The sequence below is a fragment of the Streptomyces sp. NPDC032721 genome (assembly GCF_055579625.1).
Genome location: NZ_JBVIMX010000020.1, coordinates 138,493 through 162,333 on the forward strand (window position 1 = coordinate 138,493; position 23,841 = coordinate 162,333).

At 68.7% G+C, this 23,841-nt stretch carries 23 protein-coding genes and 4 pseudogenes; 14 read left to right on the top strand and 13 right to left on the bottom strand.

Annotated features, from left to right (window positions below):
• Positions 1-68: 68 nt before the first annotated feature.
• The 3 genes from ACZ5PB_RS33990 to ACZ5PB_RS34000 all read right to left on the bottom strand — a co-directional run bounded on the left by ACZ5PB_RS33990 (position 69) and on the right by ACZ5PB_RS34000 (position 1,678).
• Positions 69-878: a rod shape-determining protein gene (locus tag ACZ5PB_RS33990; RefSeq protein ID WP_468696596.1), complete on the bottom strand. Its 810-nt coding sequence runs from the start codon at positions 876-878 to the stop codon at positions 69-71.
• A complete protein-coding gene (locus ACZ5PB_RS33995) occupies positions 875-1,243 on the bottom strand; it encodes a TraR/DksA family transcriptional regulator (protein ID WP_468696597.1) in 369 nt (122 codons plus the stop codon). Before ACZ5PB_RS33995 ends, ACZ5PB_RS33990 begins: the two co-directional genes overlap by 4 nt.
• A 105-nt stretch (positions 1,244-1,348) precedes the next feature.
• Positions 1,349-1,678 carry a TraR/DksA family transcriptional regulator gene (locus ACZ5PB_RS34000; RefSeq protein WP_468696599.1) on the bottom strand — a complete coding sequence of 110 codons (330 nt, stop codon included), beginning with the start codon at positions 1,676-1,678 and terminating at the stop codon, positions 1,349-1,351.
• A gap of 384 nt (positions 1,679-2,062) precedes the next feature.
• Here ACZ5PB_RS34000 and ACZ5PB_RS34005 point away from each other — a divergent pair, with 384 nt between their 5' ends.
• From ACZ5PB_RS34005 to ACZ5PB_RS34030, 6 genes and pseudogenes are all read left to right on the top strand, one after another.
• Positions 2,063-3,034, top strand: coding sequence for a HAMP domain-containing sensor histidine kinase (locus ACZ5PB_RS34005; protein WP_468696600.1), 972 nt, complete (start codon positions 2,063-2,065; stop codon positions 3,032-3,034).
• A 2-nt stretch (positions 3,035-3,036) separates the two neighbouring features.
• Positions 3,037-3,729, top strand: coding sequence for a response regulator (locus tag ACZ5PB_RS34010; RefSeq protein ID WP_468696602.1), 693 nt, complete (start codon positions 3,037-3,039; stop codon positions 3,727-3,729).
• A gap of 11 nt (positions 3,730-3,740) precedes the next feature.
• Positions 3,741-4,367, top strand: a complete 627-nt coding sequence (locus tag ACZ5PB_RS34015) for a hypothetical protein (RefSeq protein WP_468696603.1) — start codon at positions 3,741-3,743, stop codon at positions 4,365-4,367.
• A gap of 108 nt (positions 4,368-4,475) precedes the next feature.
• Positions 4,476-6,848 carry a protein translocase subunit SecD gene (gene secD / locus ACZ5PB_RS34020; RefSeq protein ID WP_468696604.1) on the top strand — a complete coding sequence of 791 codons (2,373 nt, stop codon included), beginning with the start codon at positions 4,476-4,478 and terminating at the stop codon, positions 6,846-6,848.
• A 146-nt stretch (positions 6,849-6,994) separates the two neighbouring features.
• Positions 6,995-7,558: pseudogene (locus ACZ5PB_RS34025) on the top strand (hypothetical protein); the annotation flags it as partial.
• A 463-nt stretch (positions 7,559-8,021) separates the two neighbouring features.
• Complete coding sequence (locus ACZ5PB_RS34030; RefSeq protein ID WP_468696652.1) at positions 8,022-8,669, top strand: hypothetical protein; 648 nt, start codon at positions 8,022-8,024, stop codon at positions 8,667-8,669.
• A 243-nt stretch (positions 8,670-8,912) separates the two neighbouring features.
• Here ACZ5PB_RS34030 and ACZ5PB_RS34035 read toward each other — a convergent pair.
• Both ACZ5PB_RS34035 and ACZ5PB_RS34040 read right to left on the bottom strand, forming a co-directional pair.
• Positions 8,913-10,226: pseudogene (locus tag ACZ5PB_RS34035) on the bottom strand (IS701 family transposase).
• A 185-nt stretch (positions 10,227-10,411) separates the two neighbouring features.
• The gene (locus ACZ5PB_RS34040) at positions 10,412-11,206 is read right to left on the bottom strand and encodes an SMI1/KNR4 family protein (RefSeq protein WP_468696605.1); all 795 of its coding nucleotides are present in this window, start codon (positions 11,204-11,206) and stop codon (positions 10,412-10,414) included.
• A 427-nt stretch (positions 11,207-11,633) separates the two neighbouring features.
• Between ACZ5PB_RS34040 and ACZ5PB_RS34045 the strand changes: the two genes are divergently transcribed.
• On the top strand, positions 11,634-11,789 hold the full coding sequence (locus ACZ5PB_RS34045) for a DUF6131 family protein (protein ID WP_468696606.1): 156 nt from the start codon (positions 11,634-11,636) through the stop codon (positions 11,787-11,789).
• 466 nt (positions 11,790-12,255) lie between these two features.
• Here ACZ5PB_RS34045 and ACZ5PB_RS34050 read toward each other — a convergent pair whose 3' ends face one another.
• Entirely contained in the window at positions 12,256-12,780 is a 525-nt protein-coding gene (locus ACZ5PB_RS34050) for a VOC family protein (RefSeq protein WP_468696654.1), read from the bottom strand.
• A gap of 563 nt (positions 12,781-13,343) precedes the next feature.
• Here ACZ5PB_RS34050 and ACZ5PB_RS34055 point away from each other — a divergent pair.
• The 5 genes and pseudogenes from ACZ5PB_RS34055 to ACZ5PB_RS34075 all read left to right on the top strand — a co-directional run bounded on the left by ACZ5PB_RS34055 (position 13,344) and on the right by ACZ5PB_RS34075 (position 16,384).
• The gene (locus ACZ5PB_RS34055; protein ID WP_468696607.1) at positions 13,344-13,838 is read left to right on the top strand and encodes a dirigent protein; all 495 of its coding nucleotides are present in this window, start codon (positions 13,344-13,346) and stop codon (positions 13,836-13,838) included.
• Positions 13,839-14,020: 182 nt separating this feature from the next.
• A pseudogene (locus ACZ5PB_RS34060) lies at positions 14,021-14,235 on the top strand (WhiB family transcriptional regulator); the annotation flags it as partial.
• A 226-nt stretch (positions 14,236-14,461) separates the two neighbouring features.
• Complete coding sequence (locus ACZ5PB_RS34065; protein ID WP_468696609.1) at positions 14,462-15,118, top strand: maleylpyruvate isomerase family mycothiol-dependent enzyme; 657 nt, start codon at positions 14,462-14,464, stop codon at positions 15,116-15,118.
• A gap of 108 nt (positions 15,119-15,226) precedes the next feature.
• Positions 15,227-15,787 (top strand): hypothetical protein, encoded by a 561-nt coding sequence (locus ACZ5PB_RS34070; protein ID WP_468696611.1) that lies wholly within the window; start codon positions 15,227-15,229, stop codon positions 15,785-15,787.
• Positions 15,788-16,174: 387 nt separating this feature from the next.
• Positions 16,175-16,384, top strand: coding sequence for a hypothetical protein (locus ACZ5PB_RS34075; RefSeq protein WP_468696613.1), 210 nt, complete (start codon positions 16,175-16,177; stop codon positions 16,382-16,384).
• Between the two features lie 400 nt (positions 16,385-16,784).
• Here the strand turns inward: ACZ5PB_RS34075 and ACZ5PB_RS34080 are convergent, their stop codons facing one another.
• The 4 genes and pseudogenes from ACZ5PB_RS34080 to ACZ5PB_RS34095 form a co-directional block, all read right to left on the bottom strand.
• Positions 16,785-17,276: an NUDIX hydrolase gene (locus ACZ5PB_RS34080; RefSeq protein ID WP_468696655.1), complete on the bottom strand. Its 492-nt coding sequence runs from the start codon at positions 17,274-17,276 to the stop codon at positions 16,785-16,787.
• Positions 17,277-17,355: 79 nt separating this feature from the next.
• Positions 17,356-18,579, bottom strand: coding sequence for an MFS transporter (locus tag ACZ5PB_RS34085; protein WP_468696614.1), 1,224 nt, complete (start codon positions 18,577-18,579; stop codon positions 17,356-17,358).
• A gap of 86 nt (positions 18,580-18,665) precedes the next feature.
• Complete coding sequence (locus ACZ5PB_RS34090) at positions 18,666-19,652, bottom strand: MerR family transcriptional regulator (protein WP_468696616.1); 987 nt, start codon at positions 19,650-19,652, stop codon at positions 18,666-18,668.
• Between the two features lie 682 nt (positions 19,653-20,334).
• Positions 20,335-20,595: pseudogene (locus ACZ5PB_RS34095) on the bottom strand (SMI1/KNR4 family protein); the annotation flags it as partial.
• A 75-nt stretch (positions 20,596-20,670) separates the two neighbouring features.
• Between ACZ5PB_RS34095 and ACZ5PB_RS34100 the strand changes: the two are divergent.
• Both ACZ5PB_RS34100 and ACZ5PB_RS34105 read left to right on the top strand, forming a co-directional pair.
• On the top strand, positions 20,671-21,294 hold the full coding sequence (locus tag ACZ5PB_RS34100; protein ID WP_468696657.1) for a hypothetical protein: 624 nt from the start codon (positions 20,671-20,673) through the stop codon (positions 21,292-21,294).
• Positions 21,295-21,597: 303 nt separating this feature from the next.
• Complete coding sequence (locus ACZ5PB_RS34105) at positions 21,598-22,008, top strand: hypothetical protein (RefSeq protein ID WP_468696618.1); 411 nt, start codon at positions 21,598-21,600, stop codon at positions 22,006-22,008.
• A 494-nt stretch (positions 22,009-22,502) separates the two neighbouring features.
• On the opposite strand, the gene ACZ5PB_RS34110 is transcribed toward ACZ5PB_RS34105, so the two are convergent.
• The 3 genes from ACZ5PB_RS34110 to ACZ5PB_RS34120 are packed head-to-tail and all read right to left on the bottom strand — an operon-like array spanning position 22,503 to position 23,781.
• On the bottom strand, positions 22,503-22,904 hold the full coding sequence (locus ACZ5PB_RS34110; RefSeq protein WP_468696619.1) for a DUF5958 family protein: 402 nt from the start codon (positions 22,902-22,904) through the stop codon (positions 22,503-22,505).
• Positions 22,905-22,906: 2 nt separating this feature from the next.
• A complete protein-coding gene (locus tag ACZ5PB_RS34115) occupies positions 22,907-23,563 on the bottom strand; it encodes a DUF6000 family protein (protein ID WP_468696621.1) in 657 nt (218 codons plus the stop codon).
• A 23-nt stretch (positions 23,564-23,586) separates the two neighbouring features.
• Positions 23,587-23,781: a hypothetical protein gene (locus tag ACZ5PB_RS34120; protein WP_468696623.1), complete on the bottom strand. Its 195-nt coding sequence runs from the start codon at positions 23,779-23,781 to the stop codon at positions 23,587-23,589.
• Between the last annotated feature and the right edge of the window lie 60 nt (positions 23,782-23,841).

A 23,841-nucleotide genomic window follows, 5' to 3' on the forward strand; every position in this document is an offset into this window, starting at 1 on the left:
GCATTGCCGCCAGCACCAGCGCCAGCATGGGGCCGGAGTCCGGCGGCGAACCCGCCCGATTCCGGCCGTCAGCCAGCCCGACCATCCGTATGTACGGAGTGCAGGAACTTCGCGGCACCGCGTACGGCCGCAGTGTGCGGCGCGGGCACCGGCCTCAGTGGTGCGTGCAGCTTGCCCACCAGACGGTGGGTCAGTTCCGGGCGCAGTGCACCGCCACCGGCCAGCAGGGCGCCCCGGCTCAAGGCGTCGGCCGTGAGTGACGTGCGGTCCTGCCGGAGCATCGACGTGATCATCGTGGCGACGGACTCGCTGATTACCTCCGCGGTCTCGGGAACGTCCAGATCGGTCGTGCCCAACGCGGTACGGCGGGCGTCGTGGACGGCGCCGTCGGCGAGCAGTACGACCTCGGTGAGCTGGGCGCCGATGTCCACCACCAACAGGGGACAGGCCGGGTCTGCGTCCGCTGCCAGAGCTACGGCACGAGCGGCGGGCAGCGTCAGCACTGCGCGCGGACGCAGCACTTGTACGGCCGCCCGCGCCCGTTCCCGGAAGGCCGGCCCGTCCAGCACGGGAGTGGTGATCACCACCAGAGGGCGGGCGAAGCGAGGCAGGCGGGAGCCGAGCAACCGGTCGAGCATGCGGCCCGTGCCGGGTACGTCGACGATGGCGCCGCGCTGGATCGGACGGAGCGCTCCGGCACCGGGGAACGTGACGGTGGGTACGTCGAGGATCATCGGCCGGTCGGCCATCCAGGCGCGGGTGCGCGCGCTGCCGAGGTCGAGCGCGAGCCCCCGGCACCGTCGGCACACCGGCCGGGGCCGGTCGCGGAACAGGTCGCCGAAGGGCGCGGCGGCGCGGGTTCCCCGGACGGCGGTCACTGTCCTGCCTCCCGCACCTGCTGGCAACGGGCGCAGTACCGGGCCTGCGGAACCACGAGCAGCCGCTCCCGGCCGACGGGCATACGGCACAGATGGCAGCTGCCGTAGCGGCCCTCGTCGATGCGCCGCAGCGCCGCGCGGACGTCGATGAGGACCATGCGGGCGGACGCGGCGAGCTTGAGGTGTACCTCGGTCCGCGCGGCTGAGCCGATGGGGCAGGGGTCCTGTGTGCGGGGCGCCGTCGCGGCCATCTGCCGCAACTGGTCCTGTCGGCAGGGGAGTTGGTCGCTCAGGCTCTTTCGCAGCAGGGCGAGGTCGTCGGGAGAGAGGTGTGCGGCATGGTCGCGGATCGTCTGGTGGTTCACGCTTCACCCCTTGTGAGCAGGGCGGGAGAGGGAGAGGGAGGAGGAAGGGTGGGAGGGAGTGGTGGGCTCCTGGCCCCACCGGCAGGGAGGCCCGGCCGGTCGCCGTCAGGCCGAGGTGCGGCGCTGGCAGGCGACGCAGTACCGCGTGTACGGGAGGATCTCCAGGCGTTCGACCGGGACCGCGTTGGTGCAGCTCTGGCAGGTGCCGTAGATGCCCGCGTCGATACGGGTGAACGCCGCGTCGATCTCCTTGAGCACGCGGCCGATCGCCTCGGCCTGGGCGGACACCAGGACGTCGTTCGCGGACCGCCCGTTCTCCTGGAGGGCCCGCAGTTGGGCCTTGCGGGAGCTGCGGGCGTGTTCGAGGCGCTGGCGCGCGTCATGGGTGGCGGCCCGGGCGGGGTGGAGGTCGGTCCGGGAAACGTCCGGGGTCATGTCATGAGTCCTTTACGAGGAGGGGGAAGGGGGCGGTAGGGGGGCGGTAGGGAGCGCAAGCGGGGTGTGCCGCAGACCTGCGCGCGGCGGAGAGGGGTGCGGGGCACGCCGTCGCCGGTCACCTTCGAGCCTGGCCCACCCGGCCCCGCAAACCCATCGGGCGCAAGCCCCATTCATGCGGGGCCGCGATGACCACACCCCTGCCGGATGGGTATCAGAGCGCCTCCGAATTGGGTATCAAAACCCCTGGACCTTGCGTCAAATGCAAGGCAGGGTGAGCGAATACGTCTTGCAATCGGAGGAAGAAGCTCCGTCCCGGGGCGCGCGACAGCCGACAGCGGAGCTCACCGAGGCCGGAGCGCGGAGAACGAAGGAGTGTCCCCGGTGTCGCTGTTCTGGCGGGTCTTCGGACTCAACGCGCTGGTACTGGGTGCCGCGACGGCGCTGCTGCTGTGGGCGCCGGTGACCGTCTCCGTACCCGTACTGCTCACCGAGGCGTTCATCCTGGTGGGCGGCCTCGCCGTGATGCTCGTCGCCAACGCCGCACTGCTGCGGTGGGGCCTATCCCCGCTGGGCCGGCTGACCCGGCTGATGGCCACCGTGGATCTGCTGCGCCCCGGGCAGCGGCTGCCGGTGCCCGGCCCAGGCGGCGGCACCGAAGTCACCGAACTGGTCAGGGCGTTCAACGCGATGCTCGACCGGCTGGAACAGGAACGAGCCACCTCCAGCGCACGCGCCCTGCTCGCGCAGGAGTCGGAACGCCGCCGCATCGCTCAGGAACTGCACGACGAGGTCGGGCAGAGCATGACCGCGATCCTGCTGGTCCTCAAGCGAGCCGCGGACACCGCCGATGAGCCGCTGCGGGAGGAGTTGCACCAGGCCCAGGAGATCACCAGGGACGGCCTGGACGAAGTCCGCCGCCTGGTGCGGCACCTGCGCCCCGGCGTCCTGGACGACCTGGGGCTGGTCAGCGCCCTGACCTCGCTCACCCACAACTTCGCCACCCACACCGGGCTCCGCGTGGTGCGCGGTTTCGACGCCGGTCTGCCCGCCCTGGAGCAGCAGGCCGAACTCGTGCTGTACCGGGTGGCCCAGGAGAGCCTGACCAACGCGGCCCGCCACGCGGACGCCGAACGCGTCGAAGTGAGCCTGCACCGCACCGAAGAGGCGGTGGTGCTGGAGGTCACCGACGACGGCCGGGGCATCGAGGCCGCCTGCGAGGGAGCCGGGATCCGAGGCATGCGCGAGCGGGCCCTGCTCGCCGGGGCCGCCCTGCACCTCACGTCCACACCCGGCAGCGGCACCCGCGTCCGCCTCACCGTCCCCGTCCCCCTCTCCATCCCCAGGGAGTCCTGACCATGCCCGACCCGGCCCGGCCCCCCGAACCCGACACCGCTCCGGCGACGCCCATCCGCATCCTGCTGGCCGACGACCACGCCCTGGTGCGCCGCGGCGTACGCCTGATCCTGGAACAGGAAGCGGACCTGCGGGTCGTCGCCGAGGCGGGGGACGGTGCCGAGGCCGTCGAGGCGGCCCGGAACCTGGACATCGACCTGGCAATCCTCGACATCTCCATGCCACGGCTGACCGGCCTCCAGGCGACCCGCGAACTGGCCGCTCTCAAGCCGGACCTGCGCATCCTGATGCTGACCATGCACGACAACGAGCAGTACCTCTTCCAGGCGCTGAAGGCCGGTGCGTGCGGCTACGTACTCAAGTCCGTCGCCGACCGCGACCTGGTGGCCGCCTGCCGGGCCGCGATCCGCAACGAGCCGTTCCTGTACCCGGGTGCGGTCACCGCCCTCATCCGCAACTATCTGGACCGGGTCCGCCACGGCGAGGAGAATGCCGACAACATGCTCACCGCGCGCGAGGAGGAGGTGCTCAAGCTGGTCGCCGAGGGCCACTCGTCCAAGGACATCGCGGAGATGCTCTTCATCAGCGTCAAGACGGTGCACCGTCACCGGGCCAACCTGCTGCACAAGCTCGGCCTGCGCGACCGGCTGGAGCTGACCAGGTACGCGATCCGCGCCGGGCTCGTCGAGCCCTGACGCCCGCCGAGATGCGCCCCTCACCCCGTACCCGCCCGTCGGCGGCAGCAGCCACCCGACCGGCCCGCGCCGCTGCCCGGTCCGCCGGCCGGCGGATCACTGCGCCGCTCGCCGTTCTCTTCGCCGTACTGCTGGCGCTGCTGCCCACGAACACCGGGAACGCCCAGGCTGACGCGGTACGGGGTGCTTGGACGGGCAGCAGCGCGCCGGGCAGCCACGAACCCGTCGACGCCGGACCCGACACTGACGCCGGCGCCGGCGCCGGAGCCGGAGCCGGAGCCGACACAGGCCCCGAGTCCCGTCCCGACGCCGACGCCGCCACCTTCCCGGGTACGGATTCCGGCCCCCACGCGCATACCGGCGACGCCCCCGCCAGCCCGGACTCACAGACCCCGCCCACCGGCCCGCTCGCGGACACCCCCTGGACGCCGGACTCATGGGCCCAGGTCAGGTCCAGGCACGAGCACCTTGACCAGCGCCCCGTCCTCCCGGACCACCCGCTCGCGGAGCACCGCGCCACCACGTCCGTGCGGTGCCAGGGGACGTACGACCCGACTCCTCGCGCATGTCCGCTTGTTTCCCCCGGCCGTGCGGCCCACGACCGCGGCCGGGCGCCCCCGGCCCATACCGGCAGCTGAAGAACCACACCCCTTCCCTCCTCTCACCTCGTCCTCTCCTTGCCGCGGTCGCGCCGACCGCTGCCGAGGCATGCCTGCCGGAGGCTCCCGTTGAAGCCGTTGAAACCGTTGAAACGCCGGAATAACTCGCTGCGCACCCGCGCGCTGCTCGCCCTCGCCGTGATCGCCGGATCACTGGCCATCGCCCTGACCATGCCGATCCGCCTCGGGCTCGACCTGCGCGGGGGCACCCAGATCGTGCTGGAGACCCGCTCCACCCCCACCACCCCCGCCGACCGCGACGCCACCGACCGCACCGTGGAAGTACTGCGCGGCCGCATCGACGCGCTCGGTGTCGCCGAACCCACCCTCGTTCGCTCCGGTGACCGGCGCATCCTGCTCGAACTGCCCGGAGTGCAGGACCCGAAGAAGGCCGCCGACGTGCTGGGCCGCACCGCGCAGCTCACCGTCCACACGGTGCTCGGCCGGGCCGCAGCCGCTCCCGCCGCGACCCCGGACGGCGCCGCATCCTCGTCCGGCAAGGCGGGGGAACGCGTCCTGCCGGACGAGTCCGGGCAGCCCCTGCGGCTGAAGGCCGCCGAGCTGACCGGCCAGGACGTTAAGGGCGCGGACGCCCGGTTCGACCAGCAGGGCGGCGCGGGCTGGCACGTCGCGGTCGACTTCGCGGGCACCGGCCGCGACCGGTGGGCGGCGGTCACTGCCCAGGCCGCGTGCCACCCGTCGGGCGATCCGCAGCGCAGGGTTGCCATCGTGCTCGACGACAAGGTCATCTCCTCGCCCCAGGTGGACCCCTCGGTGGCCTGCGGGGCGGGCATCGCGGGCGGCAGCACCCAGATCACCGGCACCTTCGACGCCGCCGAGGCCCGCGAACTCGCCCTGCTCATCTCCGGCGGCGCACTGCCCGTACCGGTGGAGACCATCGAGCAGCGCACCATCGGCGCCACCCTCGGCGATGCGGCGATCACCGCGGCGGCCTGGGCCGCGGTCGTCGGCACCACCCTGACCGCACTGTTCGTCATCGCCGTCTACCGGCTCATGGGGCTGCTCGCGACGATCGGCCTGGCCTGCTACGGCCTGATCTCGTACGCGGCCCTCGCCGCGGTCGGCGCGACCCTGACACTGCCCGGCCTCGCCGGATTCGTCCTCGCCATCGGCATGGCCGTGGACGCCAACGTCCTGGTCTTCGAACGGGCCCGCGAGGACCACGCCGCCCGCAGCCGCCCCTCCACCCGCTCGGCCCTCACCGCCGGATTCCGCGGCGCGCTGAGCGCCATCGCCGACTCCAACATCACCACACTGATCGCTGCGGGCCTGCTGTTCGCCTTCGCCTCCGGACCGGTCCGGGGTTTCGGCGTCACCCTGGGCATCGGCGTACTCGCCTCCATGGTCAGCGCACTGCTGATCACCCGCGTGCTCGCCGAGTACGCCACCAACCGCCCCGCAGTCCAGCACCGCCCACGCATCACCGGCATCGCCGGTACCGGATGGGTCCGTGACCGGCTGACGCGCCGGAACCCCGACCTGATGCGCCGCCCGCGCCGCTGGCTGGCGGTCTCCGCCGCCGTCCTCGTCATGGCGGTCTCGGGCATCCTCGTACGCGGACTGGACTTCGGCATCGAGTTCACCGGCGGCAGGCTCGTCGAGTACTCCACCAGCAAGCCCGTCGACCCGAATCGGGCCCGTACGGCCCTCGCAGACGCCGGGTTTCCCCGCGCGCTCGTCCAGTCCTCGGGCGACGGAGGACTCACTGTCCGCGCGGAGAGGCTGACCGACGACGAGGCGGCCACCCTCACCGAAACCGTCCAACGGCTCGGCGGCGAGACGCAGAAGGTCCGCGACGAGCTGATCGGCCCCACCCTCGGCGAGGAGCTCCGCCGCAACGCCCTCATCGCCTTCGGCCTCGCCCTCGGCGCCCAACTGCTCTACCTCGCCGCGCGCTTCCGGCTCCGCTTCGCCACCGCGGCGGTCGGCGCGCTCGCCCACGACGTGCTCATCCTCGTCGGCGTGTTCGCCTGGCTCGGCAAACCCGTCGACGGGATCTTCCTGGCGGCCCTGCTCACCGTCATCGGCTACTCGGTCAACGACTCCGTCGTACTCTTCGACCGCGTCCGCGAACACCTCGCCAAGGACCGGAGCACCTCACTGGCGCGCCTGTCCAACCGGGCGATCCTGCAGACCCTGCCCCGCACCGTGAACACCGGCATGGGGGCGGCGCTCATCCTTGCCGCCCTGGCCGTGCTGGCCGACGACGCCCTCACGGACTTCGCGCTCGCCCTGCTGATCGGCCTTGGGGTGGGCACGTACTCCTCCGTGTTCACCGCGACCCCTCTCGCGATCGAACTGCATCCGCGGCTAGGGCGGCCAGGCACGAAGGGTGCGACGGGCACGAAGGGCACGAAGAAGCCCCGTCCCCCGGCGGCGGTGGCGGTGGCGAACGTCGCGCACGAGGACGGTCCGCCCGGCACCCGAAACCGCCCCTGACCCCCCAAGAAGCCCCCAGGGCTGCGCGGCGGGCAGACATACGACCGAACCGGATCCACCATGTAAGGGTGAACCCGTCACCGAGCACGACCCGGCCCCGGCCTCGCCCCCGCCGCAGGCTGCGCTTCGACGGCTGGATCGCCGGGATGGGAACCTCCGGCGGAACCCGGATCGTGCTGGGTCACTGGCCGCGTTCGCCCTTCGGCCCGCTCAGTGACGTCATGCTCGAACGGGCCGACGGGGAACGGCTGTTGCTGGCCCCCACCCCGGAGACCGCCGAGTTCATCCGCCGTAGGTACACCTATGACACGGTGCGCGTCGTGCCGGTCCGAGTGAGCGTGGCGGACGGCCACTGGGCGGTCTCCGCGGGCCCGCTCGATCTACGATTCGGCATCGGCCGGCGCGGACCCCTCGGCCTCCTGCTCCGGGCGGTGCCCGGCCCGCTGGCCGCCCGCCCGGCCTGGTGCGCGGTGACCGACGTGCCCGTACGTTTCCTGCTCTCGGGCGTCCGCACGCGCGGCAGCGCCGGGGGAGGCCACCGCGAGTGGTACGGCGCGCGCGACCTGCACCCGGTCACCGCCCTGTCCGGCACCTTCGACGGGACAGACCTGGGCGCCCTCGCCCAGGTCGACCCGCCGGTCCGCTTCGGGTTCGGCTCGGTTCCCCGCGAGCCCGCGCTCACACGCGTCACGACGACGATCGAACTTGGCGCGGGGAGCGGCCGGTGGGTTAACGCGCCACCCGGGGCGCACGTCGTGGGAGCGACGAGGCGGAAGACGTCGAAGCGGGGCTCCGTGAGCTCGGCGAGGGGGTGTCGGCGACCCAACCGCAGTGCTCACACCGGCGGCGTACGGTGTTTCGCCCAGGGCCTTGGGCGCGGCGGGCTGCGCGCTGCTCGCCTCGTACGGGGCGATTCTCCTGGCACTCCAGGGCGCGCGCCCTGCGGGTGCTCATCAGAGTGAAGACTGCCACCGTCGCGACGAGCAGCAGTGCCGCGCTGATCAGCATCGCTAGTGCCGGCTGATGGGCTTGCGGGCGGAGCATCCCTCTTGTCGCGAGCGGAAAACTGTTCGACAGGCCGGGCCGGAGTCGTCATGATCCGCACTCGTGACGACTCCGAAAGAACTCCTCATCCGGGCCGCTGCCCACAACAACGCCGAGTGGTGCGCAGCGATGAGCCGATCGCACGGCTTGGCAGGCGAGTTCGGGGCGCAGGCTTGGACCGCGCCGTCACGCACACCGCTCTACTACCCCGACGCGGTGACGCTGGTGCCGAACGCCGACCGGGCCGCACTGGCGGACCGGATCGACACCATCGCACCCGGCGCCTCCGTCAAGGACAGCTTCGCCGACCTCGACCTGACGGAGGCGGGCTTCCACATGCTGTTCGAGGCGCAGTGGATCCACCGCCCGGCGAGCGCACCCGCCCCCGCGTCGGACCTCGTCTGGGATGTGGTGGGCGACCCGGACACGCTGCGCGCCTGGACGCTCGCCTGGGACGACGGGAACGGCAACGCGGACCTCTTCCGGCCCGAACTGCTCGACGACCCCGCCACCTTCCTGCTTGCCGGACAGTCAACCGACGACCGAGTGATCGCCGGCGCGGTGGCCAGCCGCAGCGACCACGTGGTGGGAATCTCCAATCTCTTCGCACTGAACGGCGGCCCCGACGCGGCCTGGCCGGTCGTACTCACCGCAGTGAAACGGCTGTTCCCCACCCTGCCGGTGGTCGGCTACGAGCAGGGTGACGACCTGGCGGCAGCCATCCGCCATGGCTTCGAGCCGGTCGGTCCGCTGCGGATCTGGCTGCACAGCCAGTAACCGGCCCGCCCGAGGCCATTCCCGTACCGCAGAAGATGCGGCTGCGACTGGGGGAGGCCGCCCCGCCAAGCGCGCCATCGTCGCGAGGGACCTCGAACTCACCGGGCTGATAAAGCCGTTCACCACCGAGATCTGATTCGGTGCACGCGTCGGCGTCCTCGGCAGCAACGGTTCCGGAAAGGGCCACTTCCCTGCGCCTGCTGGCCTGCGGCGGCACCGACCCGGAGGCCGAACCCTCGACCTCTACTCGGTCGAAGCCCTCGGACAGGCCCTGTGCAAGGTGGCAAGGTAACGGCTGGTGCGGGGTCGCTGCTGATGGCCGCGTCGCCAGGCGGACCAGCCGAGTCGGTGGGCGGCATCGTGGAGGGGCTGGAGTACGAGCGTGTTGAACAGGCGCTGGATCTCCTTACAGGACAGTGGGACCAGCCCGTTTGGGGTGGGGGTTGCGCGCCTGTTCGTCGGCGCGGACGACGGTCAGGAAGGCGTGAGCGAGTATCGCGAGGCTGACCCAGCGGGTCCAGGAGGGGTAGCGGCGGACTTGGTGCTCATCGAGTCCGGCCAGACCCTTCTCGGTTTGGAAGGTCACTTCCACACGCCACCTGGATCCGGCTACCCGCACGAGCTCGGTCAGTGGCACCGGCCGGGGTGAGAGGCAGCGGTAGTAGGCGAGTTCGCCGGTGGTGCGGTTGCGGCGGATCAGGAGCTGGCGGCTGCCCGGCGCCGCCTCGGTGAGATCGGTGACGGCCCAGTCGTAGAACCGCTGTCCCTTCGCACCGCGTCCAGCTCAGAGTCTCTGCCGGGCACGCTTCGGCACCTGCTTCACCAGGGCGTCGGCGCGGAACGTGCCCTCTCCGGTGGGCACTTCGGCCGATCAAGCCACCGCGAGGACATGACCGATGCCGCGCTCCTCCAGAGCCGTGCGCACATTCGAATTGTTGCCGTAGGCCTTGTCACCGGTGACCCAGCCCACGTGATGTCCGGCGTCGAGGAAGTGTTCGATCATCGTGCGGGCCAGTTCTGGTTTGGTCGCGAAGGCGGTGTCGCCGCCGAGCCCCGCTGCCGGCAGCGGTCCGGGGTGTTTGGCCAAGGAACGCGGGATGTACGGCTCCCGGTCCACCGCTGCGTGTCCCCGCTCGCAGGCATAGACGAGGTAAACGGCGCCCCGGGAGCTTTCGATCCGCCCGGCCGTTCCGGTGTACTGGCGCTGGACCCCAACCGTGTAGGTGCCCTTCTTCACGTCGAAGGTCCCGTCGACGTCCAGCACTGCCTCCTCGTCGTGGAGGCGCTCAATGACGTATCCGCGCACGTCGTCGCGGACGGCGTCGGCATCCCAGGAGGCCCGGCACAGCAGATGTTGCATGCCGTGCGGGCTGGCCCCCCGGCCCACTCCGCGATCGGCCAGCAATTTTTGCGCGGCAGGTCCGACAGCAGTTCGAGCACCAACCGCCCGACCCGGCGCCGGGGCCCAGCGCGAGCGAAACGGCACGCGATGCGGCTTATCAGGCCCTCGGATGTTTCCTGCCGGCGGCCGGGGTCCACGCCGTGACTTACGGCCACCACCCGATCTTCTGTCTTCACGCAACGATGATCAAAGGTGGTCGTACCCGTTCCCGCAGCGCCCCCGCCAGCAAGATCATGATGTGGCGGGTCAGCCGTGGCAAGTGGGCGCTTCCGCCCTGTTCCCCGAAGGCACCGCCCACCGCTCTGTGGATGCCGTTGTCAGCAAGGCCCGGGCAGTCGTTCTATCCATAGTTCATGAACCAGTGAGTATCGAAAAAGCGGGCCATCGTGAACGGGTGATGCGGATCCATGAGGATGCGGCAGACGAACTCAGCGGCTTGGCAGTCGAAGGCGACGTCCTCACCGTCGAAGGACCGGACCACCACAGGCCAGCGGTCGGGGTCGCCGCCGTCGGCCCTCCAGCAATACAGGTTCTCGTGCTCCGTGCCTGCCCAGATGAGCAGGCCGTCCTCCCTGAGATCCGTCCACGGCTCCTGGTTCAGGTCCAGGAATCCGTCGAAGGCACCCTCGCCGAAGGTCTCGACCATGCGCTTGTAGTCGCTCGGCAGTGCGGTGCCCAGGCGGGTCTCCATCTCTGCCCATTCCATGTCCGGCCGCTGGTCGGACTGCGTCCAGCCGGTGATCAGTCGGAGCCGCTCCATCCAGTCGATGTCCTCGGTCTCGTCCGGAGCGACCTCCAAGGGCCTGGGCACCTCTCTTGGAGCGACTATCAGCACCGACCGCTCGGTCCCCTCGGCGTCCCGCGCCGTCCCCGTGCCAACCCACTGATCCCCGTACGCCCACGCCCGTAGCATCACAGCTCGGTCCTCGAAGGGGACGAGAAGAGCCGCCCCCCTGGAATCGTCGACCGTCGGATCGGTGAAACCATCAAGGACGAGGGTGCGTGGGGTGCCATACCTGCCTTCTAGTAGGTCGGTCAGGTCCTGAAGGTCCAGATCGCCGGGCAGGTACATGTAGCTGTTCCCGGGGCCGAGTCGGGCCAGCAGATCGTTGACGTCCACTTGTGTGAGCTCCATGGCGGACAGTGAAGCGCACCGCACTGACAATGCGGCTGCTCAAGACTTCGAATGTTTCCTGCCAGCGGGCAGGGTCCACACCGTGCTCTGCGGCCAGTACCTGATCTTCTGTCTTCACGCAACGATGATCAACGGACGCCGTACGCGGCCGCCCCGCAGCGGTCCGCCAGAATGATCACGATCTACAGCTGGAATATTAGGGGCCTTTAATGCGTAGAGGTCCGTTCGTCATGCGGGCGGAAAGGGCAGAAAACGACCTGTCCGAAGACGTCCCACCTCTGTCGATAGCGTCCTTCAGCGGCCGACTATGTGAAATCCAGGCAACAGGGGGACAATGGTGGAACTAGGCCTTATGGAAATCGGGCCCGGGATTGGTGACTACGCGGTGCTACGCCGTGGTCATCGCAGCCGAAGGGATTGAAGAACCATGATCGTTCTTGGTGTCATTCTCCTCGTTATCGGCCTAGTGGCAGGGATCTCGCTACTGACGACCATCGGCAGCATCCTTGTAGTGGTGGGTGCGATCCTGTGGATTCTCGGTGCTACGGGTCGTGCCGTCGGGGGACGCAAGCACTACTTCTGATCTCTGCGGCTGTCCTCGAAGAAGTGGTGTGCGAATGCCGCGACCTCGGGTCGGCTGCCAAGCAGTTCAGTACACGCTTGTGAGTTTTCGCGCCTGGTTGGTGGTCTCTGCACGGACCACGGCCGGGGACAAGAATCGCGGCTCGTGTACGCCCGCTATGAGGTCACCGGCACGATACGGTGATCCGTCCGGGCCCGGAAGAGCGGTGCGATGGGGCAACCCGCTGCAATTTCCCCGGCCTCTTCCCGTGGTGCGTTCGAAAGTGCCGATGAGGACGTACCCGATGGCTCTCCGTATCGTGGACCCTCGTATCCGGCGGAAAGGGCCATGTTGAACCAGCAAATCCGACCGCGCCCCGGGCTGTCGGGCAAGGTCCGGCGTGTCTGGGAATCGCTGCGCGACAGGGGTGCGTGGCGTGTGTACTACTGGCCCGACACCGGCAGCGAGCGGACGGTGCTCCTGCGGTTCACCCGGTTTCGGTGGCAGGCCATGTGCTGGTTCGACACCTACAGGGCCGAGCTGCCGACCCGGATCGCGTGCACCAGCACGACGGCACCACGTTCCTCTCCCGGTCGGCCGGGATGCCGAGAACCTCACCCAACCACACGGCCGATGCCACGGGTTCGGGCGTCTCGATGACGAAGCAGGCCAGGTCGTGCGGTTCGCGCGGACCCGCGCGCGCTGAACCGATCGAGTATGACCTGTCGGTCCGGGGTGTACGTGGAGAAGAACGGGGTCCATGCGGGGCGTTCTGCAACACGGCTTCGGTAAACGACCCTGGTGAGCCTTCACGGGCGAAGACATGCAGGTCCACTGCGTGCCCGGCGCGGCGGAGCCGCTCGACGGTGGCGTGCACGTCCGCCACGCGCACGGCGAAGTTGAGTGCGCCTCCGCCCGCGTCGAGCAGCGCGTCGACCTGCGGCATCCAGGCGGTCATGGCCTGCCCGAAGGGTGAGTTGGTGAACTCGGCGCGGTCCACCACGGTGAGGATCTCGAACTAGCGAACATCCAGGCGCCAGGCTCCGTTCCGGAAACCCAGCTAGGCCGGGTTCGCGTGCGCCGGAAGGCTGGCCGCCGAGTACGCCTCCGTGGCCGACTCGGCATCGCGAACGCAGCACAGACGATGGTCGAACTCCGGCAACTCGGAATGCAATCCATGCTTCTGGAGGGGTCCGCGGATGGGGATCACGCCACGGTCACTGTGCCTTGCCGCCGCGGTGTGGTCATGAGATCGGGCGGAGACCGATATCCGGTTGGATCCGTCGCGGAATTGCCGCTCAACCGCGGTCACCCAGTTCCGAGACGAGGCTCACTACGCCCTGCTGACCGCTCCAGCCGTCTCCGTCCTACGGGAGGCCGGCAGAGCCTCAGTACCGGCCCGCCACCGAGTCCGACTGCCATTCCTGGAACTTCAGGTTCTCGCTCGGCGCCCGGTTTCTGCGCACGTGATGCCGTCAGCGCTATGACGTCATGGTGATGTTGGTCTTGGACGCCTCAACTCGTGCGCCATAGCGTCGAGTTGTTGGCAAAGACAGATCACTGTGAGGAGTTTCCATGACGGGCAACATCAGTCACCGGGCCCGGATCACGAGGTTCGCCGCCCTGGCGCTGGCCACCGTGGCGGTCGGTGCCTTCGCCACCGGCGGCGCCAACGCCGACACCTCCAAGCAGGGCCGGACCGAGGTCATCGAGCTCCAGCTCAAGGACCTTGAACACGAGACCCTCGATCTCGGCAAGTCGGGGCCGAGCCTGGGTGACACGAGCGTCTACTGCGCCACCGCGGTGGAGAACGGCCGCGTCGTCGGGCGGGGAGGAGGGACGTCCCAGGTCGTGTCGGTCAGCGGCGGGAAGTTCACGTCGCAGGCTGTGATCACGGTAGAGCTCAAGCGCGGCACTCTGACGATGCAGTCGCTGCGGTCGGACGATGCGAGTTCGCTCGACATGGCCATCACCGGTGGCACGGGCGATTTCAAAGACGCCCGAGGCAGTGTTCGCTACTGGGACATCAACACGCCGAAGGAAAGGCTGCGCGCCGAGATCCTGCACTGACGGAGGACGACACCGCCGTGCTTGGGTTCGCCGTGCAGGGGGCCACTCGAGGGGGGCACCTCGCGGCTGGGGTCCGGTTGCCGGGACGGGGAACGTACAGTCACACAGTTCGTTGGGTGCAGGGGACGCTGCAGTGACAGGCGGGGGAGCTGACAACTATGCATAGGAACCATGACTGGGCGGTGCGCACCGAGTGTCTGGCCCACGCCACTGGATGGGCGGATCGAGCACGGCATCCGGAGCGGCATGACCAACGCGAACGCCGGCCCTGCTGCGCCGCCGCCCCACCGTCTCGTCCTGGCGGGCGCTGCTGGAAACCCCCCGCCGGGCCCACGAGGCACGCACCCGCCCGCCCGGCCGGCGCGGCCCGGACCGCACGGAGCGTGCCGCCGGCTGACTGCAGCGGGGGCCGGCCAGTCCTGGTGCGGCTGCGGCGTCGCGCCCGGCAGGGTCTGCCCGTCGACGGCCGCCTCAGCAGCTGGAGAACACCCAGGTGAGCGGCTTAGTTCGAGGAACTTTTCACCACAGGAAGGCCGCATACGGTCCGCTGTGCGGGTGCAGTCGATGAGTTCGGGGCGCGACAGGAGTCTGATGGGTGACACCCGATTTCTGGAGGCTGGCCTGTGGCTGAAGTACACGTTCTGGAAACCCGGAAAGCTCTGGAAAGAGCCATCCACGTCGAGCGGCTGGCACTCGCGCAAGACCTTGCCGCGCTCAGCGAGGCCCAGTGGGCGAAAGCATCTCTGTGCGGACGTTGGACCGTGGAGGAGGTGGTGGCCCATCTGACGGCAGGTGCCAGCACGAGGATGTGGCGCTGGCTGCTGAGCATGCTGGCCGCGCGGTTCGATCCCGAGGTGCACAACGACCGACGGCTTGCACAGCACTGTGGTGCTACACCGGAAGAGACCTTGCGGCGATTTCGCGCAGTTGCCGCCGGGCCCGCCGGGCCGACCGGGCATATTGCGGCCTGGTTGGGCGAGATCGTCGTCCACGGCGAGGACATCCGCCGGCCGTTGGATCTCGTGCGGACACCCCCAGTGGCCACGACGACAGCTGTGGCCCGGTTCTTCGCCAGCCGTGATTTCACCGTACCGAGCAAGACCGCGATCGCGGGCCTGCGGGTCGAGGCTACGGACGGACCGTTCACCACCGGCTCAGGGGATCTCCTCCGGGGGCCGACCCTCTCGCTTGTGATGGGGATGGCAGGCCGCCCAGCGGCCTGCGAGGACCTTGAGGGCGACGGTGCCGCAATCCTGCGCACACGACTGCGCTCAAGTTAGCTGGCTCTTTAACCTTTGCGGGCTACCAGGGTGTGGTTGCCGCTGAACCCGGCGGGGTGTTCAGGTACTCGATGGCGGGTCGTCGGGTGGCTTGGCAGACTCCTCGCCATGAGCAACTCGTACGCGCAGGCAGTGCTGAGGACGACGGATGTTGCCGAGGCGCTGCACGTCGCTGGGCGGCTGCTCGCGCTCGCTGACACCGTGGACCTCGAAGTCGACTTCGAAGCACGGGTCTCCACGCCCCGCGAGTTGGAGCGGTTGACCGGAGTCATGCCGGATGCCGACTGGTGGGCGTACGGGGCCGACCGGCAAGGCTCCTCGCGCACGGGAGATTCCGCGTCGGAGTGCCTCCCGATCTTCATGAGCAAATGGTGCGTGGCCCCGGAAGCGGTGGAGGCATTCCTGGCTGCGGCGGGGCCCGTACCGGCCATGGTGCGCTCGGATTTCAGAGGTTGGCCTGAGGCTCCGGAGGTCGGCCTCGGCCGTGGGGGCACCAGAGGCGCCTACGTGACGGTGTGTGTGAATGTCCGCGACCTCTACCTTGAGGAGCCGGCGCCGGACCACACGGTGTACGTCCACGTGAAGCAGGCCGAAGCCCGGCGGGCGACCTGGCTGGCGGCGCAAGTCGGCCTGCAGACCATCGGCGAGTTGCAGATGGCGCCCCTCTGAACCTGTCCGAACGCCGCCTGCCCCGAAGAACTCCCTGGTGAGTGACAGCGTTCGGGATGCCGCTCGGTCCCGGGTTGCATGATGGGGAGGTGAACCGGAACGCATCGGTCGAGGGCTTTCGTGGAAGCTGGTGGGCAGGCGGCAAGGGACTACGGAGGCGTACGCGCCGAATTCCTCGAAGCGGCCTGCGCAGAACCATGCCTACGGCGCAACCCGACCAAGGTTAAGTAGCAAGCTGAGGCCCTGGACACACCGGCCGGGCGGCTGCCCCGCGTCCTGGCAGGATCAGGGGCATGCTCCCGCTGTTCCGCCGCCCGCTGTTCCGCCGTGCCCGCGTTCCTGCCGCTGCCTGGGCCAGCCCTGCACCGTACCCCAGTGGTCTCGGGGGTGGCTGACGCTGCGGTGGTGGAGCGCGCGGACCGTATCCGTGCCACCTGGACTGCGGCGGGCGGGGACGTCGGTCGTCTCGGTCCGGCCCCGGTCTGGCTGGACACCGCCCGTACCAGAGCCCCGGTTTCGCTCGGCGACGGCGCCCTCCAGGAGCTTGCCGATCACCTGGGGACGAAGCCCCTCACGGTCGCTTCGGACGCCGGGTGAGGGGCGGTGGTGCGCGAGTTCGAGCTGCACGGGCTGAGGCGGGACCTGCGCGCGGAGGGCGTCGTCACCGCGGTCGTGTGCAGCCCACACTCGCCGCAACACTGCGGGCCGTGCTGGCGTCCGCCCGCTCGGGTAAACAAGGCACCCCGTCGGCCGCAGGGGACCAGGCGGCCTGATGGCGCCGCCACGGCCCGGGAGGCATCGGAGACCGTCGACGAGATGTCACCAGGGCTTCGCGCTTGACCGCCCTGAGGCCCTAGAAGACGCCCCCCCCGCACGTATGGGGGTGCACTCCGCGCGGACCAGATCCACCGCGGGGCCTCGCGCCCGGCCGCCGCAGTGGCAAACACCGCGACGGCCGTACCTCGCGAAAAGACGCGACCACTCCCCGGATACCACTTCAGAAGCTGTGGGAAATTCTGGGACCTGAAGGTGGTGAGCCGACTGCAGAGTTGGTGGCCCACTTTGGGGCAATGCGGCCCAGCCATGCGTCTTGATCGTCAGCAAGTGGTCGTCGCAGGGGAAGCGGGAGGAACCGGCAGGCGAACGTGAGGCCGACGTCCTCCCCGTCGCCGTGCACCTGATGCGCCCACTCATCTGGGGTGTCCGCAGGCACCTGGAGGTGAAAGAAGCTCGTCCGTCGCGGCTGTCCGGTGTCGGGGTGGGGCTTGTCCTCCACGAGGACCTGCCGGACCACGGTGGCTGTCAGCAGGCCCGTTTCCTCAGCAACCTCTCGAAGAACCGCTTCTTCCGGCCCTTCGCCTGGTTTTACTCCCCCCGCTGGGACTTGGGTGCCGGCCTGCGGTGTTCCGGTGTGATCGAACACCAGCAGTTCGGGAACGCTGTGAAGCCGGATCACGTAGGCGGCGACTCGGATTCGAGGTTGGGTCATCCCGGCATTGTCCGTCATGACGTCGGTCGTGCTCTTCCGCCCAATGGCCATGACCCCTTCATCAGCAGGTTGTCACGGACTATTCCACGCGCTCCCCCTTGCAACGCTTCCTGCGGCCACGGGCGCCCCACCCGACCACGCCCGCCAGTATGGCCACCAGGGCCACCAGTCCGAGCGCCACCCGGCTCCCTTCGGAGGTGGCGATCTGCGCGAACACCGCTGCGCCGATCGCTGCACCCGCCGCGTCGAGGCCCGCGAGCCAGGACATGGTCTCGGTCGTCCGCCCCGGGGGAGCAAGGTCTCCGCCGACGGTGCGTACGGCCCCGAATGCGGAGCCGACGGCGAGTCCGGCGAGCGGGCTGAGGAGAAGTACGGCGAGCGGCGAGAGATGGGTGGCGAGCGCGAGGACGGCGGCTCCGGCGGCGAAGGCCCAGAGGAGGAGGGGGACTTGCCGACCGCGCGCGGACAGCCGGGGAAGGGCGCCCAGGAGCAGGCTTCCGAGGACGCTGCCGACGGACAGGATCGAAAGATAGAGGCCGGTGAACGAGGTGGCCCCGAACTCACGGGCGTACATCGGTAGGACGACGTCGACGGCAGTGATCGCGGTGACGAAGAGGACGTTGGCAGCGAAGAGGCGCAGAAGCGGACCGGAGAGGAGTAGACCGCCACACCCCTCCGAACTCGCCTTTGGAGATGGGGTGTTGAGAAGCATGAGCACGACGCAGGCTGCGAGTACGCCTACAACGACGAGCGGCGCGACCGGCGAGACGGTAAGGCTGAGCCAACTGGCCAGCACGGGCCCTGCGATGAGCGCGGCGCCCATGGTGGCGGAGTCGAGGGCCATGGCGGTGGCGAGTGTGCGGGGAGTGGTGAGGGGGTGCCAGACGCTACGCATCATGACGGCGACGGGCGGGGTGGTGGCACCTAGAACGGTGGAGAGGGCGAGAAGGACGGGAATGGCCATGCCTCCGTGCGCAACGGCGACCGCCCCAAGAAGCACCAGACCGGTCACGTACCCGCCGAGACAGCACAGGAGGACAGTGCGTGGGGAGCAGCGGTCGATGAGGCGGCCGCGCAGCGGGGAGGTGAGCCCCTGCCCGAGGGTGAGGGCGCTCAGAGCGAAGCCGGCGGTGGCGTACGAGTGTTGGTGGGCGACGAGGAGCAGGACACTGAGGCCGAGCATGGAGGTGGGGAGTTTGGCTGCGAGGCTGACGAGGGCGAGGCGCCAGAATCCGGGGACCCGGGCCAGCTCGCGATAGGGGGAATTGGACTGGCCCTGGCGGGCCTCCGGTACGGCGGCCATGGCTCACTATTCGGGATTCGGGATTCGGGATTCGGGGTCGAGGAGCGTTGAGGAGCAGGGGGAAGGGGAAATCAGGTTCCTGTGACTCAGCCGAGCGGGGCCTGGCTCCTGGCCCGCACGGCCCGCATCGCCCAATCGAGCACCGGCCCAAGGCCCTCCGGGGGCGGCCACCCATTGACGATCGCCAGCAGGTGCAGATAGCGGTCCCGGCGCGGATTGTTCATCTGATCCAAGTGGTCCACCAACCGAACCCTCAGCGCTGGGCCGTCCGGGCATCCGACGATGCGTGCGTAGTGCCCCGCCAGGGCGGAGGTGATCTCGGCGCCCTCCGCCGACGACGGGTCGACCTCGGCAGCAAGCGCCGGCTCCACCAGGGAACGTACGGCCTCGGCGAGAACTCTCGGCAGGCGCTCCACTCCGTCGCCCGCCCCGTCGCCCGTCCCGTCGTCCGGAGCCCGGTCGGAGGCCAGATTCCGTGCCATGCCGTGCACGCTCGCCCGGAAGTCCTCGTCCTGGAAGAGCTCCGCAAGCTCCACCCACGCCTCCAGTTGCTCCGTGGAGGGGTTCTCCGGCAACTCCGGGGTCATCGATCGAATTACCGCCCCGAAGGCGGGATGCGAGTGCAGCCCTGCGAAGGCGGCTTCGAGGAACTCGCCGATCATCCGGCTCCGTTCCTCCTCGGACAGCTTGGCGAGCCTGTGTATGAGGTCCAACTCCTTGGGGGCGGCATCGCGCCGTGCCACAGCGTTGAGTACCGCCTTGCGCAGCCGCAGAGTCTGGATCTGTACATCGATTGCTTGCGCATGCGCCGCCGCGACGTCCGGAAGCGCGGCCTCTTGGTTAACGACCTTGTTGACGGTGGCCAGGTCGAGGCCCAGTTCGCGCAGGGTGCGTACGAGTTCGAGCCGGGCGACGGCGTCCGTCGCGTACAGCCGGTAGCCGTTCCTGCTGCGGCTCGTGGGGGTGACGATTCCGGAGTCGGAGTAGAAGCGGATGGTCTTGATGGGAAGGCCGGTACGTTGGGCGAGTTCGCCGATGAGGTAAACGGGGTTGCCGGTAGTGCTCTTGTTCATGGGCTTAGCCTGACGTCTCCCCCTACTGGAGACTCAAGTCTCTCGGCACATGGAAGGGCTACGGCCATCGGCAAGCTGGGGTTCAAACCGTTGACCATGCCGATGAGAGACGGGTTCGGGCAGGGGCCTTTGGAGGGATCACTGAGGGCTAGTTCAGTGGACGATTGCGAGGAGGGCTCGCGTGCACCGACCTGAGCCTCACTTTCTACCGACCGAGAGTGACGCTCCATCAGGTTTTTGGGTCATCTCGGCCGTGGCCGCCCGTGACCGGGGGCACGGTGGACCTTCGTGGTCAGCCCACCGTTGCGGAGTAGACCTCTGTTGTGGCGTTCCAGTTCGGCACTGCGGTCGTGGTGAAGGTCTGGTTGCCGTTGGTCACCGCGGGGTTGGCGAAGGTTCCGTTTGCGACGGTGACGGGGAGGGGAGCGCGGTAGGCGGCATGCGCCGCCATCGGCAAGGATGCCGCCTGGAGAGCGAGGAGCACGGGGGTCAACACCACGGTGCGTCTCCCCAGTCGTCGCGACGTACGAACACGATCGCGGCCAGCACCTCCCGATCGCCGTACCGGCGCCGACCGCCACCCTGCGGCCGCGACGGCGCCTCTGGCACCACCCGCTGATTCCCCGACCAGGTATGGGGTGTCCAGCAGGGACACCATGCTGTCGTTATGGCCTATCCCCATCAACTCGCCGAAAGGGGCGTGATTCTCACTCCAAGAGGTCGGCTCGGCAGCAGGGGCGGCGTTCCAACTATCGGCCACCACGCCACCGTTCTGCTTACGCAGAAGATTGAGCAAGTAAGGCGGCAGCGTCACGCCGAGCTCATGCTCGGCTTCCCTGACTGCTCGCTCTGTCAGCGGTGGCTGGACCCTGTATCCTCCCTCGCCCCAGAACGTTTCCTTGACCTCGTCGTACCGAGTCATGGCCGGAATCCGACGAGCCATCTCCAGGCCGGGTCAGGCTCGGAAATAGAGAGGCGTTCTCCACACGCCTGCGGCGACACTGGAGGCGTGCTGATCATGGATGCCGTGCTGGAGACCTATGAAGCCACCGATTTCACTCTGTGGCCCATCGCCGAATTGCCCACAAACCGGTTGTTGCCCCTGTCCGGCCAACTGTCGCCACGGGAAGTCGGTACAGCGATGGCGGTCCTGACCAGCTACAACGAGGGACAGGACGGCCGCCGAGCCAAGGATTCCGAAGATGCCATCGAGCAGGTCGTCCGTCGCCTGGTTGAGGCCGAATCCGTGATCGCCCCCGGTGGCCTGCGGATCCAGGACACAGCCACTGGCGTCACAGCATCACCCGGGTGCTGCTTCGGCCTGGAGAATTGGCGCGACTGGCTTGATCTAGTGACGGGAGAAGAGCCGTGGCTCGGTCACGACCCCGCTCCCCGGATCGAGCACACCGGGTCGCTTGTCCGGTTATGGCCTGATTCGGATGACCTGGCGCGACTCCCCATAGAAATATCTCTGAGTGACTTGCCATTGATCCTTGGTTCCGTCCGTGACAACCTGCGCGACTTCCTGACTCTTGTCGAGCGGTGGGCTGCCGACCACGCCCCCGCTCACGCCCCGGCCCTGATCGCAAAGCTCGACGAGAGCCTGGCCATCTGCGCACCCCTGCGAGAAGCCCAAGGCTGAGACGGCCACCACCACCGCAGCGGCAGCATGTCTCATGAGACACGTCAAAGTCTGGAGAACGATGGTCAGCGGATCACCATCGAGCGCACCGGGGACGGCGTGGTCGTGCGGTCCAGGCCGGGGAGTGTGGTCACCTCGACGCCGAAGCAGCCTGCCAACCCTCCACAGTCGATCTCGGCATGCCGACCTTCGCCGACGTTGCCATCCGCACCACCACTACGTCGACGGACCAGCACCGTCCCTGCAATCCATGGTCGCCACGAAGCTGAACTGCCTACGCTCCAACCCAAGCGAACTGTCCTCGTGTTTCCCGCAGGTGAGCGAGCTGCGACCGTCGCCTCGCTCAATCGGTATCTGCCCGAGCAGCGCAATCCATGGACTCTGGACGGCAACCTCTACATCGACATCGACGATGAGCAGACCGGCTACCTCTTCTCCGATTGGGATCCCGAGGATGTGGCGATCCTCGAAGCGGCCGTCGGACATCACCCCACTTGGGCGGTGCAGATCGACATCTCCGGGCGGATCGACGGCACCGCAGAGGTTCACCGAATGATCGCGCTGCTGCTTGAGCATGGAGGCGTGGCAACGGACGACTACACCCCCCACCCTTGGACCTTGCCGGAAATTCTGTCTGGAGCGGTGATCGACGGCCTGCGGTTCTTCGACTTCCGCGGCTACCACGAGCCCAACCGCGAGCACGGGCGCTCCTGACTCTGTCCGCTGCTCCCTCCTGCGCCCCGACCCCGCCCAGCGCGGCCGCCTGGTAGAGATCCGCGACAACCTCCTCGACCGGATCGCCGAAGCCGAGAAAGAGGGTCGGCTCGGCGAAAGCGAGGGCCTGCGCGTCCGCCGGCGCCGAACCCAGAATCGACCAGAGCGACTCCGCGCCCGGCAGCGTGGCGATCAACCTCGGCATGTCGCGTAAGGCCCCGGCTCATCCCGCCCAGGCGGAGGGAGCAGGATCACTGAGACGATCGCGGGATGAGCAGCAATGAGATCCGGTTCGATTGCCAGCACCGTGGCGACAATGGTCCGCTCGTGATCGTCCCTCACATCGACGGAGCACCACTCACCGAGCTGATCGATGAGTACGAGATCGCGGCCGGGATGCAGCCGCCGACGACACGAGCGCAAGAACACTGCCGTCAGTCCGTCTTGCCGCACATGGAGTCCAGGGGCGGAGCCCAGCGGCGGGGGACTCGTCCTCACCCGTCGGCGACGGGCAGGTTGTGCCACCAGTGACCGCATCCGCCAGAGCAGAAGCGTTCGCGGCGCCGTTCGTCTGCGACCGCGAGGACCTCGACCAGTAGCCGGAACGCCTTGCGTCGTTCGTCGACAGGGGTGAGGCCGGCGATCCTCCCCAGTTGCTGGTCGATCGGGCCGCAGGTGATCAAAACCGCCGGGGTGTGCGTCGGGCGCAGCCCGGCACGTCGGATGCTCTCCGGTCCGTCGTCGGTGACGGCGCGCGCCTGCACGCAGTGGTGGCGCAGGAACAGGAGTATCTCGGCCTGCTCCTCCGGGCTGTGGGTGTCGAACCACTCGATGCCCTGTGACATCGGGCGCAGTCCTTGGGCGAGTTCGTTGAGGATGATGTCCTGCTCGGTCATGATCAGCTCCCGCAGCCCAGCGAGGCGAAGACCTCAGCGGTCTCGTCGACGAACGCGCACAGTTGCTGCACGGCCTGCCGACAGTCATGCGGGTCGAGAGCCGCCACGGCCCGGATTTCGAGCCATTGGTCCCAGGGGCCGGCCGGGGCTAGGAACCGTGTCGTGTACTCGGAGCCGAGCAACTCCTCAAGGTACAGAAGTGTCCCAAGGACGACTGCCTGGTCGTAGTCGAGGTAGGGACGCGACAAGTAGTGATCAAGGTATGCGCTGAGCAGTTCGGCATCCGCTGCAGTGCCGAACTTCGCAAGGGCGACGCAGTATGCCGCGCCCGCATACGGCCCCTCGCTGGCCAGCAGGAGCCGGCCGATGAGCTCGCGGAACTCGGACCTGTGGGCCACAGCAACCAGCCAGGCGGCAGTCTTGCGCTCGCGCCATCCACCCTCGAAGAGGACGCCGAGCTCCGCCGGAGTGATTTCGTACGCAGCCTGAGCCAGATCCCGCACAAACGCGGAGCGCTCGACCGGGCTCAACCGGAAAACGCTCCCGCCCAACCGAAGGTATCGCCGATCAGGCGTGACGAACCGCCGAACCAGATCCTGCAACTCAAGATCGCTCTGGACATCACGCATAGCCGCATCCTGGCCCGGGACGGTAGTCATGTGCCACAGGTTTGCCGACTGCCTCAACGGACCGTAGTCACTGGTTCAGAGAAGCCTGCATCCGATGCCCAGTACTGCAGGTGAACCCCGAGATGATCAAACGACTTGAGGAGATCGAGCAAGACCTCCTCGACCGGCGAGAACGTGCTGAGCAGGAGGGCTGGAAAGGAGAGATCGAGGGCATCGACCTCACCCTCCAACTGCTGCGCCAGAAGCATGCCGATGCCACCCGATTCGCTCGCCGTGCAACCCGAGTATCCCTCGGCATGCCTAGCGTC

What these genes read in the sequence shown, in the direction of transcription:
- ACZ5PB_RS34030 (WP_468696652.1), top strand. Translation starts at nt 8,022, where the DNA reads ATGAGCCGATCGCACGGCTTGGCAGGCGAGTTCGGGGCGCAGGCTTGG.
- ACZ5PB_RS34120 (WP_468696623.1), bottom strand. Translation starts at nt 23,781, where the DNA reads ATGCTTCTGGCGCAGCAGTTGGAGGGTGAGGTCGATGCCCTCGATCTC.
- ACZ5PB_RS34110 (WP_468696619.1), bottom strand. Translation starts at nt 22,904, where the DNA reads ATGACCGAGCAGGACATCATCCTCAACGAACTCGCCCAAGGACTGCGC.
- ACZ5PB_RS34040 (WP_468696605.1), bottom strand. Translation starts at nt 11,206, where the DNA reads ATGGAGCTCACACAAGTGGACGTCAACGATCTGCTGGCCCGACTCGGC.
- ACZ5PB_RS34015 (WP_468696603.1), top strand. Translation starts at nt 3,741, where the DNA reads ATGCGCCCCTCACCCCGTACCCGCCCGTCGGCGGCAGCAGCCACCCGA.
- ACZ5PB_RS34115 (WP_468696621.1), bottom strand. Translation starts at nt 23,563, where the DNA reads ATGACTACCGTCCCGGGCCAGGATGCGGCTATGCGTGATGTCCAGAGC.
- ACZ5PB_RS34000 (WP_468696599.1), bottom strand. Translation starts at nt 1,678, where the DNA reads ATGACCCCGGACGTTTCCCGGACCGACCTCCACCCCGCCCGGGCCGCC.
- ACZ5PB_RS34085 (WP_468696614.1), bottom strand. Translation starts at nt 18,579, where the DNA reads ATGGCCGCCGTACCGGAGGCCCGCCAGGGCCAGTCCAATTCCCCCTAT.
- ACZ5PB_RS34055 (WP_468696607.1), top strand. Translation starts at nt 13,344, where the DNA reads ATGACGGGCAACATCAGTCACCGGGCCCGGATCACGAGGTTCGCCGCC.
- ACZ5PB_RS34100 (WP_468696657.1), top strand. Translation starts at nt 20,671, where the DNA reads ATGGATGCCGTGCTGGAGACCTATGAAGCCACCGATTTCACTCTGTGG.
- ACZ5PB_RS34010 (WP_468696602.1), top strand. Translation starts at nt 3,037, where the DNA reads ATGCCCGACCCGGCCCGGCCCCCCGAACCCGACACCGCTCCGGCGACG.
- ACZ5PB_RS34080 (WP_468696655.1), bottom strand. Translation starts at nt 17,276, where the DNA reads ATGACCCAACCTCGAATCCGAGTCGCCGCCTACGTGATCCGGCTTCAC.
- ACZ5PB_RS34090 (WP_468696616.1), bottom strand. Translation starts at nt 19,652, where the DNA reads ATGAACAAGAGCACTACCGGCAACCCCGTTTACCTCATCGGCGAACTC.
- ACZ5PB_RS34070 (WP_468696611.1), top strand. Translation starts at nt 15,227, where the DNA reads ATGAGCAACTCGTACGCGCAGGCAGTGCTGAGGACGACGGATGTTGCC.
- ACZ5PB_RS34045 (WP_468696606.1), top strand. Translation starts at nt 11,634, where the DNA reads ATGATCGTTCTTGGTGTCATTCTCCTCGTTATCGGCCTAGTGGCAGGG.